This is a genomic window from Bacillota bacterium (genome assembly GCA_040755295.1).
Taxonomy (GTDB): Bacteria; Bacillota; Desulfotomaculia; order Desulfotomaculales; family Ammonificaceae; genus SURF-55.
Window position 1 is genome coordinate 159,501 of record JBFMBK010000003.1, and the last position, 16,737, is coordinate 176,237.

A 16,737-nucleotide genomic window follows, 5' to 3' on the forward strand; every position below is an offset into this window, starting at 1 on the left:
GGTGAGCAGAGAGATGAAGTCTTTACGAGATGAGCGCGGTTCGGCATTTGTTATTGTAGTAGCTGCAATGGTGGCACTGCTCGGATTTGTCGCCTTGACGGTCGATGTGGGGATGCTGTTTCTTAACCGGGAGCGTCTGAATAACGCGACGGATGCCGCGGTTCTTGCCGGTGTGCAGATCCTGGCCTCAGACCCTGCGCAAACATTCGAAGCCGAAGACATAGCCTTGGATTTTGCCGTTTATAACGGCCTTGACCCCGGGGAGGTATCCGTAACGGTCTACAGCAGCGAAAAAAGACTCAGGGTTACGGCTGAAAGACAGGTAAGGTTCTTCTTTGCTCCGGTGCTCGGCTTGAACAGCAGACAGGTATCGGCGCATTCCGAGGCGCAGGTCGGCGGGGTGGAGGCGGTTTACGGTGTGGTTCCCATCGGGGTTGTCGACCAGACGCTTACTTACGGAACACTATACACCCTTAAATACGGTCAGGGTATGGCGGATCACGGAAACTTCGGAGCGCTGGCCGTGGGCGAGAATAAGGGAGCATCCGATTACGAAGAAAGTCTTGGCGAAGGATACCACGGGTGGGTGAGGATCGGGGATACTATTTTGACCGAACCGGGCAACAAGGCTGGTCCGACAAGAGACGGGGTAGCCGACCGGATAAGCGGTCATGAGAGCTGCACCTCTACAAATCACGAGCCGGACTGCCCGCGACTTGTTACATGTCCTATCTATGATTATGTCGGCGACAATCACGGGCGGTGTGAGGTTCAGGTGCTTGGGTTCGCGGCGTTTTTCCTCGATGGGGCTACGGGGGATGAAAACAACTGCACGATAACCGGTTATTTTATTAAAAAGTTAACCTGTCAGGATGTTCAGGGAATAAGCGGGGCTGACTACGGACTGCAGACCGCAAAAATCATTGAATGAAAGGAGCTGCAATTAGAAGATCAATAATTCCTGAAAGAAGAAATTGAATTTCTTGTGCCTGCAGGGCTGTGTGAGGTAAAAAAGAGGCATCAAAACCGGATTTCCACCCCATGACGTTCGTGTGAGGTGTGACCCATGTTAAAGCTTAAAAGCGACCGGGGTTCGGCGATAGTTCTGGTAGTAGCATCAATGGTAGTCCTGCTGGGATTTACGGCTTTATCTACCGATGTCGGGTTGTTGTATCTTAATCGCGAGCGCCTTGTAAACGCGTCCGACGCTGCGGCTCTGGCAGGAGCTCAGTTCCTGCCGTCGAATCCCGCGCAGGCATCGTTAACAGCGCTGGATTTCGGCGTGAGGAACGGTATTCAGCCGCTTGAGGCGACCATCAACGTTGAAGGCGACGGGAAGACCATCAGGGTACGTGCGCGGCGGCAGGTCAGCCTGTATTTTGCACCCGTTCTTGGTATAGACAGCATGCCGGTTACCGCACAGGCCAGGGCGCGGGTGGGCGGGGTAGAAAGGGTCACGGGCGTGGTTCCCTTAGGGGTTCCGGACCAGGTGCTCGAATATGGAAGAATCTATTCGCTCAAGGTGGCCGGAGGCGACGCGGAAATCGGAAACTTCGGATGTTTGGCCCTCGGCGGTCTCGGCGCCGGTAATTACGAGGAAAGATTTATGTACGGTTACCAGGAATGGCTTGAAACCGGCGACTTTCTCGATACCGAACCGGGTAACATGTCCGGTTCCACGGAAAGGGCGGTAAGTTACCGTGTAACGGGACATGAAAGTTGCACTTACACGAACCACTGTGAGAGCTGCCCCCGTTTGGTTTTTGTTCCGATTTACCGGGACGATCCATTGTCCGGAAGGGATACGGTACAAATTGTCGGCTTTGGTGCTTTTTTTCTTGAGGGTACTACGGGGTCCGGTAATGAATGCTACGTAAATGGTTATTTTGTCCGTGAATTCAACGGCTTTGCTGAAGGACTCAACGGGCCGGACTACGGACTTCGGACCGTTAAACTGGTCGAATAAGGGGAGATAACCGGTGCGGGGTAGATTATTTATAATCCTGGCAGTCATTTTTGCAGCAGGTGCGGCAGTGAGCGCCTACATGTACCTTGACTCATTAAAGCAGGCTTACAGGGAGTCCGGGGGATATGTTACAGTGATAACCGCCGGGCAGAATATACCGGCCAAGACCTCGGTGGTCACAACAATGCTTAAATATAAGGAGATTCCGGAAAAATTCGTGCATCCCGACGCATCGCGATCCGCCCAGGATGTCATCGGAAAAATTACTTTATCGGACATCGCCGCTGGGGAGCAGATACTGAAAAGCAAACTTGCTTCGGGAGAAGGAACAGGCACGGGTCTTGCTTACAGGGTAAAACCGGGCGAACGGGCGCTTACCGTTAAGGTGGACGAGCTTTCAAGCTTGTCGGGAATGCTCCTTCCGGGCGACCACGTCGATATTTTAGTAACCTTGAGCCCCGAGTCGGGCGCCGCAACAAAGTCGAGCGTTATCACCGCCACGATGTTGAGCGATATACCGGTCATGGCCACCGGGCAGGTTCTCGAATCCAGCAAGGACGGGAAAACAGTAACCGGGTATCAAACGGCCACCCTGGCGGTAACACCGGTTCAAGCGCAGTTGTTGGTGCTTGCCTATCAGAGAGGAAACGTACAGTTAAGCCTCAGGTCTCCGGTGGATAAAGGAGTTACAAAACTGCCTCCGACGGCTACGCCGGATATATACTCAGGGACTGCAACGGCGCAAAACAGTGCAACTAACAATGAGGCTAAAACGCCGGTAAATCCGGCACAAGGAACGGCGAAAAAAAGCAGATAGGAATGTTGACTTATGATTAAAGAGGCATCAAGATAGGGGGAGAACCGTTTTGTTACGATTCTCCCGCTAACTACCTTTTTAAATAGCCGATGATGAGCAGCCGTCGGTAGGAAGGCTTTAGCGCAGAATGGTTGGTTCGGAGCGGGCTCAGCGTAAATTAACTTTTCATCTATAAAAAGCACGTTCCAGCCGTGTTAAAAGCCATTTTTGGATTATAGCAGTTGGGGACCGAGGAGGTTTATCCGTGGATCCAATTACTGTAATCGTCGCAGACGATAGCGCAAACACAAGGGAAGACGTCAAAAGACTGTTGTCTTTTGAAGATGACGTAACGGTCATCGGCGAGGCCGGTGACGGGGAAGAAGCCGTGCGGATAGCGCGGGAGCTTTCACCGGATGTAGTGTTAATGGATATCAATATGCCTGATCTCGATGGAATCAGCGCCACCGAGATGATCAGCGAGCAGTTGCCGCAGACGGCGGTCGTGATTATTTCGATTCAAGGTGAGCAGGAATATCTTCGTAAGGCGATGGCTGCCGGCGCCAGCGATTATCTTACCAAGCCCTTCAGTTCTCAAGAACTGGTTGATGCAATCCGAAGGGCGAACAAAAAAACCAAAAAGCGGCATGATACTTTCACAAAGCTTCAGGAAGGACCGGAAGCTATCATTTCCGGAAACATCGTGGTCGTTTTCGGTTCGAAGGGAGGCGCCGGCCGCAGCACACTTACCTGTAATCTTGCGGTGGTGCTGTCCCAGGAGTTCAACCAGCGGGTTACAGTGGTGGACCTTGATTCGACCGGGGGAGACATAGCCGTTCTTTTGAATCTGAACCTGCCCGGCAGCGTTTCCGATCTTGCCCGTGAACCCGAAATAAACAGGGAAGTAGTTGACGGGTATTTAGCTGTTCACTCCTCCGGGGTTAAGGTTCTTGGCGCGATTGCCTCGAGAGAAGAGGATGTTTTGGACCTTGCGACACGTGTTCCGGATATTTTGGGTTCGGTGAGACTTGGGTGCAATTACGTGCTTGTCGACACTCCAGCCAATTTAAATGCTGCGGTGGCGCACGCGTTGGATATGGCGGATGAAATCATTCTGGTCGGGCAATCTGACTTGCCTGCTTTACGACGCTTAAAAGCAGACATAGATTTTCTGAACGACCACAAACTCGGAGAGAAGTTGTATGTGGTTCTGAACAACGCCTTTCTCGAAGGCGGACTTCGACCGGCAGATCTTGAAAAGACTCTTGGGGTTAATTTCGCAGCCGTTGTGACATCAGATATTAAGACGGTGCAAGCAGCGGCGAATAAGGGTATTCCTTTCTGCATGGGCAGTAAAGGGAGCAGAGTATCCCAGGATATCGTTAAGCTTGTGGAAAAGCTTATTGGGAAGGAAAAGGAATCCGAAAAAGAAAGACAGCAGGAAGCAAAACGCTCGTTTTTAGGTAAACTTCGCTTTTAGTTATAATTTGGGACTTAGGATAATAAGCAAGCTGCTATGAAAAATTCAAAACGGCGGCAATTTCTATAGAGATAAAGGCGAGAAGGTGATATCGAGTGGCGGTATTTACTAAGTTTGAAAAAGGCGAAAAACCAAAAGGCGCTGCGGAAAGAACATTGCGGCGCGACCCCCACCAGGAGTTGAAAATTAACCTCCATAAGTTGCTGGTTGCTGAATTGGGGGATATCCTGCGGGCCGGTGGGAAAACAGAGATAGACGCTCACAAGGTGGAAAGCGTTGCATGGGAGCTTCTTGAAAAGCAGGCTACCCCCATGCCCCGGCTCGAAAAACAACGAATAGTTGCGGAACTTGTGGCTGAGGCTTTGGGCTTTGGGCCGATCACCCCTTTGCTTGAAGACGATGAGATAAGCGAGGTTATGGTTAACGGACCCCACCAGGTTTATGCCGAACGCCGTGGGAAACTTGAACTAACAGAAGTGACCTTCCGTGATAACGACCACGTTATGCACGTCATTGAAAAGATAGTGGCGCCTTTAGGCCGCCGGGTGGACGAGAGCAGCCCGATGGTTGACGCCCGCCTGCCGGACGGCTCGCGGGTTAACGCCATAATCCCGCCGCTGGCGCTGGAGGGGCCCACGATTACTATCCGGAAGTTTTTTCGTGACCCGCTAAAGATCGACGACCTCATACGTTTTGGCAGTTTAACTCAGGAGTTGGCAAAATTCCTTGAAGCTTGCGTTAAGGCCAGACTAAATATTGTGGTTTCCGGCGGTACAGGCAGCGGCAAGACAACACTATTAAATATTCTTTCGTTATTTATACCATCGGATGAGCGGATTATAACGGTCGAAGATTCGGCGGAATTGCAGCTCCGCCAGGACCATGTGGTTAGACTGGAATCACGTCCTCCTAACATCGAGGGTAAAGGGGCGATTTCCATAAGGGATCTTGTACGGAACACCCTGCGGATGCGTCCCGAGCGGATAGTTGTAGGAGAGGTAAGAGGCGGCGAAGCGCTGGACATGCTCCAGGCCATGAATACGGGACACGACGGAAGCCTGACCACCGGCCACGCAAATTCACCGCGCGATATGCTGTCCCGCCTTGAAACCATGGTCTTGATGGCCGGAATGGAGCTGCCCGTTAAGGCCATTAGGGAGCAGATATCTGCCGCAATCGACCTAATCGTTCAGGCAAACAGGTTTAAAGACGGTTCAAGAAAGGTAACCCAAATCACCGAGGTTCAGGGGATGGAGGGAGAGGTTATCGTTTTGCAGGATCTGTTTGTCTTTCAGCAAACAGGGATTGACGAGGAAGGCAGAGTCAGGGGGCAGTTCATTAGTACCGGCATCAGGCCCAAGTTTATGGACCGTATGGAATCAAGCGGCATTCACCTTGACCCAAGGATTTTCGCGCCGACTACCTGGTAAGGGGGCGAGACGATGGCTGCCTTTTTAACTTTCTTAATGGTTATATTTATCTTTCTCGGTGTTAGGGAACTGCTTACAGCAAAGCAACGTTTATTGGAAGGAAGGCTGAAGCAGGTCACTGTGAAGGTTCAAAAGACTGTTTCGGAAGAAACCGTCCGAAAACGGCGTGGTTTTGAATGGCTCCGGAATATCATCACCGGATTTAAACCGGCGCAAGCCCCGGTTAAGCGTCTTGAAGAACAGTTGGCACAAGCGGATATACTACTGCGCGCCGAAGAGTTCCTGGCGATAGTTTTTTGTATTATGCTCCTTGCGGCAGCTTTCGGTTTTTCTGTAACTCATAGTATTACCGGCGGGCTCGGCGGGCTGTTTTTCGGCTTTTTTATTCCAAACATGGTGTTGCGGATGTCCAAGGGAAGACGCTTGAAAACTTTTAATTCCCAGCTTGCCGATGCGCTGGCTCTAATGGCGAATACTTTAAGGGCGGGCTTTGGTTTTCTTCAGGCGATGGATGTCATCCGGAAAGAAATGGCGCCGCCTATAAGCAAAGAGTTCGGTAGAGCGCTGACCGAAATGAACCTAGGCATCGCCAGTGAGGAAGCGCTTACCAATCTTGTTAACAGGGTGAAAAGCGAAGACCTGGATCTTGTAATAACTGCCGTAATAATTCAGCGCCAAGTTGGTGGCAATCTGGCGTCGATGCTCGATTCAATCGCGGAAACGATCAGGGAAAGGGTCAGGCTGCAAGGTGAGGTTAAATCCCTTACCGCCCAGGGAAGGATCTCAGGCATGGTTATCGGATTTATGCCTATAGCCCTGGCAGGGATGCTTTTGCTGATCAACCGTGATTACCTGTATACCATGTTTACAAACAAAATCGGTATTACGATGTTGTGCGTGGCCGGTATCGGAGAACTTATCGGAATGCTTGCGATAAAGAAAATCGTCGATATTAAAATATAGGAGGACAATATGATTGCGCTGGCGGTAATCTTCATATTTGCTGCTGTCATCACAATTGTTTTGCCGCTATACCTGCGCTTTGAAAAAACAAGCGCGGAAATGTCTACACGCGTAGCAACCGTTCTCGGCGGTGAAGGCCACGCCTCACTACGGGAAGAGGAACTACGACAGCCGCTTTATTATCGCTTTGTCAGGCCGTTACTCAGCCGCCTCGGTTCAGCCGGGAAACACTATATGCCGGCGGGCAGGAACAAAGCCTTAGAGACAAAACTGCTTGTTGCAGGAAACCCCGGAGGGCTTAACGCCGTAGAATTCACCATGGTAAAGTATCTGGCGGGCGCTTTTGGAGGAGCAATCGGGCTGTTACTCGGCTGGGCGGCGAAAATGTCATCGTTAAATATATTGCTCATCTTTTCGTTTTTAGGAATACTTGGGTTAATGTTACCGGATTTTTATGTAAAACAGCGGGTGCAGGCACGTCAGAAATCGGTGCGTGATGCGTTGCCGGACACGCTCGATCTACTGACGGTTAGTATAGAAGCCGGATTGGGATTGGACGGGGCCATTCTCAAAGTTGTAGAAAAAACGAAGGGAGTCCTTTCCGACGAGTTCAGGAGAGTTCTACAAGAAGTAAAAGTGGGAAAGCCGCGGCGCGAAGCCTTGCGCGCAATGGCAATAAGACTCGATTTAGATGACCTGTCTACCTTTATCGGTGCGGTGCTCATGGCGGAGCAAATGGGAGTGCAGCTTTCTAACGTCATGAAACTACAATCGCAAGAAATGCGCACCAGGCGCCGGCAAAGGGCGCAAGAAGCCGCTATGAAGGCGCCTGTAAAAATGCTTTTCCCTCTGGTGATGTTTATCTTTCCGGCAACCTTTATTATTCTTCTTGGGCCTGCAGTCATTAAACTGGCCAAAGTATTTGGCGGAGGTGGATGACGTCTAAATGATCAGGTTAACTAATGTGACTCGAGGTGTGGTTTTGGCTGAAGAGGTAAAACCCGCCTTTTCTTTTTGCAAACGCTTAAAGGGTCTTCTAGGCCGTTCCACGCTTTCCGAAAAGGAAGGTTTGCTTATCGAGCCCTGTAAAAGCGTCCATACCTTTTTTATGAAATTTACGATAGATGTTATCTTTTATGATCACTCAATGAAAGTTGTAGCTATCTACCCGAACTTAGTTCCATTTCGAGTAACGCCGGTTATTAAATCTTCTATTGGAGTTGCGGAGTTGCCCGCGGGAAGCATCTCCCGCAGCGGCACTGCGGTGGAAGATCTTCTCCGCATCGATAAGGTTTGAATAATTCTTATCTATTAAATGGTCTTTTTCCTGTAGGTAGTTCTGCAAAGCATCGTCCTAGGGAAATATTCGCAACCATTCTGCTTTTCATTAATTATCAATAATATTTTCTTACATCTTCCTCACAGAATTACGATTATCCATCTACATTATTTTTGTCCCTATTCGCTATACCCGTCGGGATGGTTCCGGTGCCACTCCCAGGCTGTACTGATTATGGTTTCGATGTCTCCGTAACGTGGATGCCAGCCCAGTTCCTCTTTAATTCTACTGGACGAAGCGACAAGAACCGCCGGGTCGCCGGAACGACGGGGTCCTTCAACAACCGGAAAATTCTTTCCGGTGATGCGCTTTATCGAATTAATAATCTCCCAAACAGAAATTCCTCTTTCATTTCCAAGGTTGTATACACAAGAAGGATGCCCGGATGCCATTGCCTGCAGTGAAAGAACATGCGCCGCAGCTAAATCCGTCACATGAACATAATCACGGAGGCAAGTGCCGTCGGGAGTCTGATAGTCGGTGCCGAAAACGGTTACCGCCCTTTGTCGTCCGAGAGCCGTCTGTAGCGCAATTGGTATAAGATGTGTTTCAGGCCGGTGGTCTTCGCCGATATCACCCGCCGGATCAGCGCCGGCGGCATTGAAATATCGCAGCGATATATATTTTATGTCATAAGCTGCGCTATACCAGCGAAGCGCTTCCTCAAAAGCCAGCTTGGTAGCGCCGTATGGGTTGGTAGGTACAAGTTGATGATTTTCTTCAATGGGTAAACGTACCGGTTCGCCGTATACTGCGGCTGTCGATGAGAACACAAAATACGGGACGCCGGCCAGCCTTACGGTCTCCAGGAGCGTTAGGCCTTTGACCACATTATTACGGTAGTAAAGCGCCGGGTCGGCGCAAGACTGTCCGACAATACTCAATGCCGCAAAATGAAGAACCGCTTCGATCCCGTGTGAACGTACTATCTCCGAAATCAGCTTGATTTCTGAAATGTTGCCCCATATAAACTCAGCGTCCTTTAGAATCCTGGCAACAGCCATATGTCCGCTGGACAGATTATCAAGCACGGTTACCCGGAAACCCGCTGCTAAGAGATCTCGAACTGTATGGCTTCCTATATAACCGGCCCCGCCGGTAACAAGCACGTTCATACAACACCTCGTAAAACTAATCTGCGTCCTTAGTAATCCAGTTGTCTTTTCGCATGATTTGGAGAACCTCGTCCATTCCGTAACATATCTTGGTCTTTTTGTATATGGGAACCCTGTTTGATATCTTAATTAGGTCTATCGTTAATATACGGTCTGGAGGAAATCCAACATCGAGCATATCCATTATAGTAGAAGATCCGAAATTAACAATAAGATCATAATCCCAATAGTTAAGTTCTTCTGCCAGGGTTTCTCGTTCTAGCAAAGTAAAATCCAAATTATCATGGAGGTCGCTAAATTTTTTTTCATTGTCTCTAGGGTGAGGTTTAACTGCCACATGGAAACCTTGTGACAGGATATCTTTGATGAGTCGATAAAATACCGTCATTTCTTCGTGCTCCGGTAAAATTCGGTCCTCAGCAAGGGGGGCACTAAGTATAAGAACTTGAGGCACTGTGGGCTTATGTTTAACCAATAAACTAGATTTAGCAAGCTCGATCTTAAGATATTCCACGTTGGGACGGCGAAACTGTAGTAAATCCGGCCATCTAACCCAAACCTTTTGAACTGATCTCCATGAACCAATTACATCAATATAATCATAAGTAATTCCAAGAAATAATCTTGAAAAAGTCCAATATCCTATTTGTTTAAAAAGTCGCCAGTGATCTGGTTTTTCATAATTGCTGTTACCTTGATCCACCGCGATTAAACAATCGAGGTGTTTTTGCTCCTTTAAGCATCGTGCCATTATTTGGACGTATACATTTTTATCTGAGCCGAAATACAATACTACGTTAGACTCTGTTTTCGCAATAATATTATTTATTAAGCACTTGAATTCACCGATTATGCTTCTATATCGACCTATTGTCTTAAATGGCTGACGCAACAAGTCCCGCTGTCGGAATGAATTTGGCGGCAGTATTATATTAAATGCGTTTGGAAAAGTTTTTTCAATATCAGAAAGTGTTATTTCAGGTATGAATAAAACGACTGAGATATCGTTACACGGAGCAATGTTCTTAACGTACTTAAGCATTAAGTGGTTGGTCACGATTACCCAATTAGTAGGTTTTCGCTCTGTAGGAATAAATATAATAAATCACCTTTATTATTACAAAGTATGCTCTAAACATGCTAATTCCTATTACGAAACAACTCATCTATAATACCATCGAGTTCTAAAGCAAATGAACTTGTTTTGTTCGTTTTGGTTTTATCTGTTTGATAATTGTAATCCTTTATAATTTCACTATACTTAACAATTGCTTCTAATAAACTTCCCAGTTCATAAATTGCAATAACTTTCTTTTCTTTTTCCAGTCTTTTCACGAACAAGACCTGGTGATCATCAACGTGCTCATTAAAGCGTTTTTGACGGGGCACAACTATCGGTATTTTTGCGAAACTTAAAGTCTGAATAATAAGCCCTGGGCCCCCGTGCGTTATTACTATTTCCGCGTCACGAATCAGTCCGATCATCTCGTCAAACGGCATGATACGTTTATACTCGCAGTAAGCAGGTTCAACGGTTGAGTGACCTGTTTGCATAACCACTTTTTCTTTTATATATCCTGATCCTACTGCAGAATCAATAAATTTTACGAGTCTGTCAAAAGGATGCTCGTCGGTGCCGACCGCTACAAAAATCATATTATTTGCCCCATAACAATGCCTTTGTGATAAGACTTCTTTTGTTCCTCCCACTGGAGCAGGAATTTATCGACAATTGGATATACCAATTTCCCTGTCAAAGTCGGTAATTCTACCCTATCATAAACCTCTATATATATAAGTTTAATGCCCAAGAGCTTTCCTAACCAGAAAAACGGCACTGCAACACCTGCCCCGTTAGATATAAGTATGTCGGGTCGTTCTGCACGTAAGACCTTCCAGGCCAGCACTATATTCTTTAATAGATTTTTTATGTTCCTTGTGGTAGGAAATGCTGCCCAATACACTTTTTCCGCATGAAGCAGGGATAAGGCATCCGGCTTTTTGAAGGTCACCCAAAACCTATTGTATTTTCCCCAGCATTCTTCCAATAACGTAAGTTGCCATAGATGACCACCAGATGAACATATTAACCCCAATTTCTTGTCCGAAGCTTCTTTCATAATTGATCTCTCCGATTATCATAATAAAAAGTCTTAAGGCAGATGCATAAATACCATTAGTTGATAAACACTAATTATTGCTGGCAATCTCTGAAGATGTATTACAGGTCCGGCTATTTAAGCTTAAAATTGTTGCTGTAGTCATAGTCCAGAAAATATTATTAATACTAAGTAACTCGCTTTCTCCGAAGTTAATTATGACAATATAAGTCAGGTAAATGAGCGGCCACATATGTTCGATGCTGCTGCCGGACCGGAATCGTTGTATAGCTCGATAAAATGAACTGATTATGATTATAAGAAATAATATGAGACCCAGCATACCTAAGTCGACCCAAAGGTCAAGAAAACCGTTATGACCGTTTGTAGCATTAATCTGAGAACTGGGAAAGAGCCATTTCGAGGAATCGTCATAATAGGGCCAGAAACCTTTAAAACCATACCCAATCCAAGAATGATCAACCGTTAGTTTAATTGCTTCGGTCCAAATACCAGTCCTCCCGGTAAAAGTACTGTCTCGTCCCAAAAGACTCATCAATGTATTAAAATTAAAAATACAAATAAAGGCGGTTCCGGCGCATATGAGGAGAATACCGGTAGTAACGATCTTTCGCGATAAAAGAAATTCCTTATGAAGCAATTCGTTTAAAGGCTGCAGCAACAATGCTGTCATGAAGGCTACCTCAGCTAGACGCGAACCGGAAAAAATACCTAAAAGGAGCATCAACCCTAATGCAAAATAAGCAGTTTTACTCAAATATATGCCACTTTTGATGCTGACTATTAATCCAAGGCATCCCATAAAAACGTAACGTCCGAGGACATTCTTTTGAATATAAATTCCCTGCCAGCAGCCCTCATGGGGAGGTCCGGATATACCGTACAATGGGAATATTAACACCAAAAGATAACTCAACAAAGCGGCTGTTCCTAATGCCGCTAGTAGAAGCCGAAGCTGTTCAACGACAGTATAACGTACGGCAAGGTAAAGACCAAAAGAGGTTGTCAGCACTAAAAGCAGACTTAGCGTCAACGACTGGTACGGCAGGATCGACCATGAAGAAGAGACTACCACTAGCAGTATAAAGAGCCAAAAAAGCTTGTATTGTACTATAATAAAAAATGCTTTCCTTCGATGTAATGCAAGCAAAACTACCGTGAAACAGTAGATAATGAACATTAGTGACATTGAAAGAATATATACTTTTGGAAGATGCAGCCCGAAATGTTTCTGCAGAAGCGGAACAATGGGACCAAAAAGTGGCCCGGTAATAATAAATAGAGCAATAACTGTGAAGAGTTTTTCGCCTTTTTGGGGAATGGATTCATTCATAGTATCTCATCACTCTTTACCTTAAAATATCCCAATTAGTTAATAAAAATTAATTATTGCTGGCAGTTGCTGAAGATGTATCACAGGTATGGCTATTCAAGCTTAAAATGGTTGCTGTAGTCATGGTCCAGAAAATGTTGTTGATACAAAGGAACTCGGTTTCCCCGAGGTTGATGACAACCAAAAACGTAAGGTAAATAAGCGGCCATAGATTTTCGGGGCCGCTGCCGGACCGGAATCGTTCTATCGCTCGGTTAAAAGCTAAGATTAATACGACAAGGAATATTATCAGGCCTAAGAACCCGAGGTCGATCCAGATGTCAAGAAAACCGTTGTGACCGTTTATAGCATTAATCTTTGAACCAAGAAAAAGTAATTTCGAGGAATCGTCAAAATAAGGCCAGAAACCTCCAAAACCATGCCCTATCCACGAATGATTAACCGTCAGTTTAATTGCTTCGGCCCAAATACCAGTCCTTCCTGTGAGAGTAATGTCTCGTCCCAGAAGACTCGTCAGGGTGCCAAACTTAAAAATAAATAGAAAGACGGTTCCGGCGCATACAAGAAGAATACCGGTTATAACGGTCTTTCGTAAGAAGCGAAATCCTTTTTGAAGCAATTGATGTAAAGGCTGCAGCAATAGCGCTGCCATGAAGGCTACCTCCGCTAAACGCGAACCGGAAAAAATTCCGATGAGGAGCATAAACCCTAACGCAAAATAGGCTGTTTTACCACAATATAAACCAGATTTGATACTGACTACAAGTGCAAGGCATCCCATGAAAATGTAGCGTCCAAGAACATTCTTATGAATATAAATTCCCCGCCAGCAGCCCTCATGGGGAGGTCCGGATATACCGTACAGCGGGAATATTACCACCAAAAGAAAACTCAACAAAGCGGCTATTCCCAGAGCTGCTATGAGAAGCCGGAGTTGCTCGGCGACAGAATATCGTACGGCAAGGTAAAGGCCAAATAACGCTGTAAGCAATAGAGCCAAACTTAGCGTCAACGACTGGTACGGCATGATCGACCATGAAGAAGAGACTACCGCCAGCAGTACAAAGAGCCAGAAAAACTTGTTTTGCGCTATAACAGAAAGTGCTTTCCTTCGGTGTAATGAAAGCAGAACTATTGTGAAAAAATAAATAATTAATATTAAGGACATTGAAAGGATGTGCCCTTTTGGAAGATGTAGTCCGAAATGTCTCTGCATAAGGGGAATAAGGGGACCGGAAAGTGCCCCGGTAATAATGAGCAGGGCAATAACTGCAAAGACTTTTTCACCTTTTGGAGGAGTGGATTCATTCACGACGTCTCATCACTCTTTCTTTTAATAAAACCAGTTATTAAAAGAGTCAGCTTTCGGATTGATCCGGATTATTACCGAGCACATTAAATCCTGGCGATCTAATAAGCTCCTCGTCGGGCCAATACCGCGCCGAAGGTCCTGAGAAGCAATGTAATATCCATCCACAGCGACCAATTGTGGACGTACCAGGATTCAAGCTGTACGCGATCCTCAAAGGTGAGTTCATTCCGTCCGGTGACCTGCCAAAGACCCGTTATTCCGGGGCGAGCAATGAGGATGTTTTCCGCCAGGTAGCCGATATCATCACGTTCACGTGGAAGGTACGGCCGCGGACCGGTTAGGCTCATATCACCCCGGAGAACGTTAAGAAGCTGCGGGAACTCATCAAGACTGAAGTGCCGCAGAAACCGTCCTACACGAGTTACACGAGGGTCATAACCTTTGAGTTTGGCGTATAGATGCCACTCTTCGGCGGCGTCGGGGTTACACGCAAGGTGTTTTCGAAGGATTTCTCCGTTATTCAGGTGCATTGTTCGAAATTTGAAGCAAGTAAAGTTTTTACCCCGGCGGCCTATACGGAAATCGCGGAAAACAACCGGCCCCGGTGAATCCAATTTTATGGCTGTAGCCAGGACGATTAGAGCCGGCGTGAGGAGGACGAAGATAACGCCGCCAATAACAAGGTCAAAGATACGTTTGACGAAGCAGTTGAATGGGTTTGCAAGGTTGTTCTTTACCCGAAAGACGAGCGTTTTTTCCTGATAAAGATAATCGGCCTCCGCGCCGACCACCGGAATACCGAAAAGGTCAGGCACAACCACTACCGAGGGCGTCCGGAGGTGCAGTTTGTTTACGAGGTTGACAAGTTCGTTAGCCGGCATCTTAGGAGCGGCAACGACGAGGTTGTAGACTCTTGCACAAGATATCGCCTTGTCGCTGTCGCAGAAGCCGCCGAAAACCGGAAGGTTTATACCGTCTATAAGCACGGCTGTCTTTTGCTTTAAGGGATCGTCGTCGAGAAAACCACATACAGTATAGCCGCGGTACCGATCGTTAATCAGCGCTTTGGCTATGATCCGCCCCGTTTTTCCCGCACCGAATATAAGCACACGTCGCTGCCACATCTTAAAACGGTATAACACAGGCTTGCTCAGATAGCGAACGAAAGGTACAAGAACTACCGCGATTGTATAAGATATTAGGAGAGTGGCCCGGGATACCTCGCTGCTGAATTTCCCCAATGATATAATTGCAAGGATCAAAACAATTCCCAATGTCAATGCCCTGCAGACAGCGCCGCATTCCCGCCAAAATGGAAGACGCCGGTTGTACAACCCTTCATAGGCCAGTGCCCCGATAGAAAGGACAGCCAGCCACCAATAGTGCTTAGAGAATCCCGGCGGAGTGGCGACAAGCTGCAATACCAAAGGCATTAACTGCAGCCTTATTTCTAGCGCGATGTAGAAGCTGAGACTAAGTGAGAGCAGATCGGCAAAGATCAGACAGAATACCTCAGTCATCAATTGAATGTAATAAGAAAACGGCACCGCGACAACAGATGGCGTTATGGAATTATTATCATAAGCTACTTCTATCTTATCGGATAGCAAAGGAGGTATTGTTTTAGATACCGGCGCCATAATACCCCACCTTTCGATTGCTTATGAATTATATCGGTAATATCGGCGATTAAATAAGGTTTCTTTTTTATTCTTGATTATTTATCGTCATGAACCGGTTTTATCCTAAGAAAATTATTTTTTGCCCAAACCAAAAAGAATAAACGGCGCTAATCATTAAATAAACAATGACCAATAAATACTTAGTCAGTTTAAGTCTGCAATTATTAAAAACTATGGCAAGTATTTGATTGAAGGGAAATAAAACAAGAGCGTATCTTACGGCTCCAATGGTATGGGGTTCAGTTAATCTTGGATTTAATAGATGCATTGTGATAACACCTACGATAAATAAAAGATAGGATAGCCTAAATAACTTAATAAATTTAATCGAATAATAAAAAACTGATAGAACGGTAAGTAAGTTCAATAGGGTCTGCAAACCACCCCTGCCGGTTATCAAGTAAAGAGCATCATGAAAAACTGCCTCCCATGGCCATGCGGGAGTGCGGTAAAAAAACTTTTGACTTGTGACGCTCAGAAGTGGATCGCCAAAAGAGCTGTATAGATATAAATGAAAGCCTAAGAAACCTGCCATAACAAGAGATAACCATAAAATTACTTGAAGCTTAATTTTACTGAAATTGTATTTGATAGAGTGTAAATATTCAATAAATAAACAAGTAAACACTAAGGGGGCGGGGTTTCGGGTAAATCCGGCAAGCCCGCCGGTAACTCCGGCAACAGCCCAATTGTTTTGTCGGACTGCATAAAAGGCAATAGTAATCAAAAGAAGGAATAATGATTCGGTATAAACTGCTCCGTAAAAAACGGCAGTTGGGAAAAAAGTTGTTATCCATATAACAGTTTTTGCGGTTTCCTCTGAAAAATCTAATCTGGTCAACCGATAAAGAACATAAAGCGCAAAAATAAAAGCTAAATTTGAAATAATCACGCCGGCAAGTGCTCGAGATGTTTCTGAATATCCGCAGACTTTCAGTAGTAACGGGTAGAGGGGGAAAAATGTAGCAGTGACTTCTCTGTAACCTTTAGTGGCTATTTCGATGTACCATTGGCTATCGTAAGTTGTCCATGGATTTAGTAGCCAATTGTCTACGCCTTCCCAACCCCCGGTCGGTGCAGGACCTCTTACCGCATGTCCCCAATAAACAAAGACAAATTGGTATATTTTAGAGATAATGAAAATAGATAGTATTTCAAGCCATTCCCTTTTAATATAGCGGAACATATTTCCTTCCATCCC

General features: G+C 46.2%; 16 protein-coding genes. 8 read left to right on the forward strand and 8 right to left on the reverse strand.

What is annotated here, in order from left to right:
* The first annotated feature begins 1 nt into the window (after position 1).
* The 8 genes from AB1500_03870 (at position 2) to AB1500_03905 (ending at position 7,932) form a co-directional block, all read left to right on the forward strand.
* Complete coding sequence (locus tag AB1500_03870; GenBank protein ID MEW6182299.1) at positions 2-931, forward strand: TadE/TadG family type IV pilus assembly protein; 930 nt, start codon at positions 2-4, stop codon at positions 929-931.
* Positions 932-1,066: 135 nt separating this feature from the next.
* Complete coding sequence (locus tag AB1500_03875; GenBank protein ID MEW6182300.1) at positions 1,067-1,966, forward strand: pilus assembly protein TadG-related protein; 900 nt, start codon at positions 1,067-1,069, stop codon at positions 1,964-1,966.
* A gap of 13 nt (positions 1,967-1,979) precedes the next feature.
* Entirely contained in the window at positions 1,980-2,783 is an 804-nt protein-coding gene (gene cpaB, locus AB1500_03880) for a Flp pilus assembly protein CpaB (GenBank protein MEW6182301.1), read from the forward strand.
* Positions 2,784-3,027: 244 nt separating this feature from the next.
* On the forward strand, positions 3,028-4,242 hold the full coding sequence (locus AB1500_03885; protein MEW6182302.1) for a response regulator: 1,215 nt from the start codon (positions 3,028-3,030) through the stop codon (positions 4,240-4,242).
* A gap of 155 nt (positions 4,243-4,397) precedes the next feature.
* A complete protein-coding gene (locus AB1500_03890) occupies positions 4,398-5,672 on the forward strand; it encodes a CpaF family protein (GenBank protein ID MEW6182303.1) in 1,275 nt (424 codons plus the stop codon).
* A 12-nt stretch (positions 5,673-5,684) separates the two neighbouring features.
* Positions 5,685-6,635, forward strand: coding sequence for a type II secretion system F family protein (locus AB1500_03895; GenBank protein MEW6182304.1), 951 nt, complete (start codon positions 5,685-5,687; stop codon positions 6,633-6,635).
* A 9-nt stretch (positions 6,636-6,644) separates the two neighbouring features.
* Positions 6,645-7,574, forward strand: a complete 930-nt coding sequence (locus tag AB1500_03900) for a type II secretion system F family protein (GenBank protein ID MEW6182305.1) — start codon at positions 6,645-6,647, stop codon at positions 7,572-7,574.
* Positions 7,575-7,581: 7 nt separating this feature from the next.
* Positions 7,582-7,932, forward strand: coding sequence for a DUF192 domain-containing protein (locus AB1500_03905; protein ID MEW6182306.1), 351 nt, complete (start codon positions 7,582-7,584; stop codon positions 7,930-7,932).
* Positions 7,933-8,093: 161 nt separating this feature from the next.
* Here AB1500_03905 and galE read toward each other — a convergent pair whose 3' ends face one another.
* From galE to AB1500_03945, 8 genes are all read right to left on the reverse strand, one after another.
* A complete protein-coding gene (gene galE, locus AB1500_03910) occupies positions 8,094-9,089 on the reverse strand; it encodes a UDP-glucose 4-epimerase GalE (protein ID MEW6182307.1) in 996 nt (331 codons plus the stop codon).
* 16 nt (positions 9,090-9,105) lie between these two features.
* The gene (locus tag AB1500_03915) at positions 9,106-9,981 is read right to left on the reverse strand and encodes a polysialyltransferase family glycosyltransferase (protein ID MEW6182308.1); all 876 of its coding nucleotides are present in this window, start codon (positions 9,979-9,981) and stop codon (positions 9,106-9,108) included.
* Positions 9,982-10,229: 248 nt separating this feature from the next.
* A complete protein-coding gene (locus AB1500_03920) occupies positions 10,230-10,745 on the reverse strand; it encodes a glycosyltransferase (GenBank protein ID MEW6182309.1) in 516 nt (171 codons plus the stop codon).
* Positions 10,742-11,209, reverse strand: a complete 468-nt coding sequence (pssD, locus tag AB1500_03925; protein ID MEW6182310.1) for a PssD/Cps14F family polysaccharide biosynthesis glycosyltransferase — start codon at positions 11,207-11,209, stop codon at positions 10,742-10,744. The genes AB1500_03920 and pssD overlap by 4 nt, the downstream gene beginning before the upstream one ends.
* 70 nt (positions 11,210-11,279) lie before the next feature.
* Entirely contained in the window at positions 11,280-12,542 is a 1,263-nt protein-coding gene (locus tag AB1500_03930; GenBank protein ID MEW6182311.1) for an O-antigen ligase family protein, read from the reverse strand.
* A 49-nt stretch (positions 12,543-12,591) separates the two neighbouring features.
* Positions 12,592-13,854 carry an O-antigen ligase family protein gene (locus AB1500_03935; GenBank protein MEW6182312.1) on the reverse strand — a complete coding sequence of 421 codons (1,263 nt, stop codon included), beginning with the start codon at positions 13,852-13,854 and terminating at the stop codon, positions 12,592-12,594.
* Between the two features lie 98 nt (positions 13,855-13,952).
* Positions 13,953-15,494 carry an undecaprenyl-phosphate galactose phosphotransferase WbaP gene (wbaP, locus tag AB1500_03940; protein MEW6182313.1) on the reverse strand — a complete coding sequence of 514 codons (1,542 nt, stop codon included), beginning with the start codon at positions 15,492-15,494 and terminating at the stop codon, positions 13,953-13,955.
* 100 nt (positions 15,495-15,594) lie between these two features.
* Positions 15,595-16,722: a hypothetical protein gene (locus tag AB1500_03945; protein ID MEW6182314.1), complete on the reverse strand. Its 1,128-nt coding sequence runs from the start codon at positions 16,720-16,722 to the stop codon at positions 15,595-15,597.
* Positions 16,723-16,737: the final 15 nt, after the last annotated feature.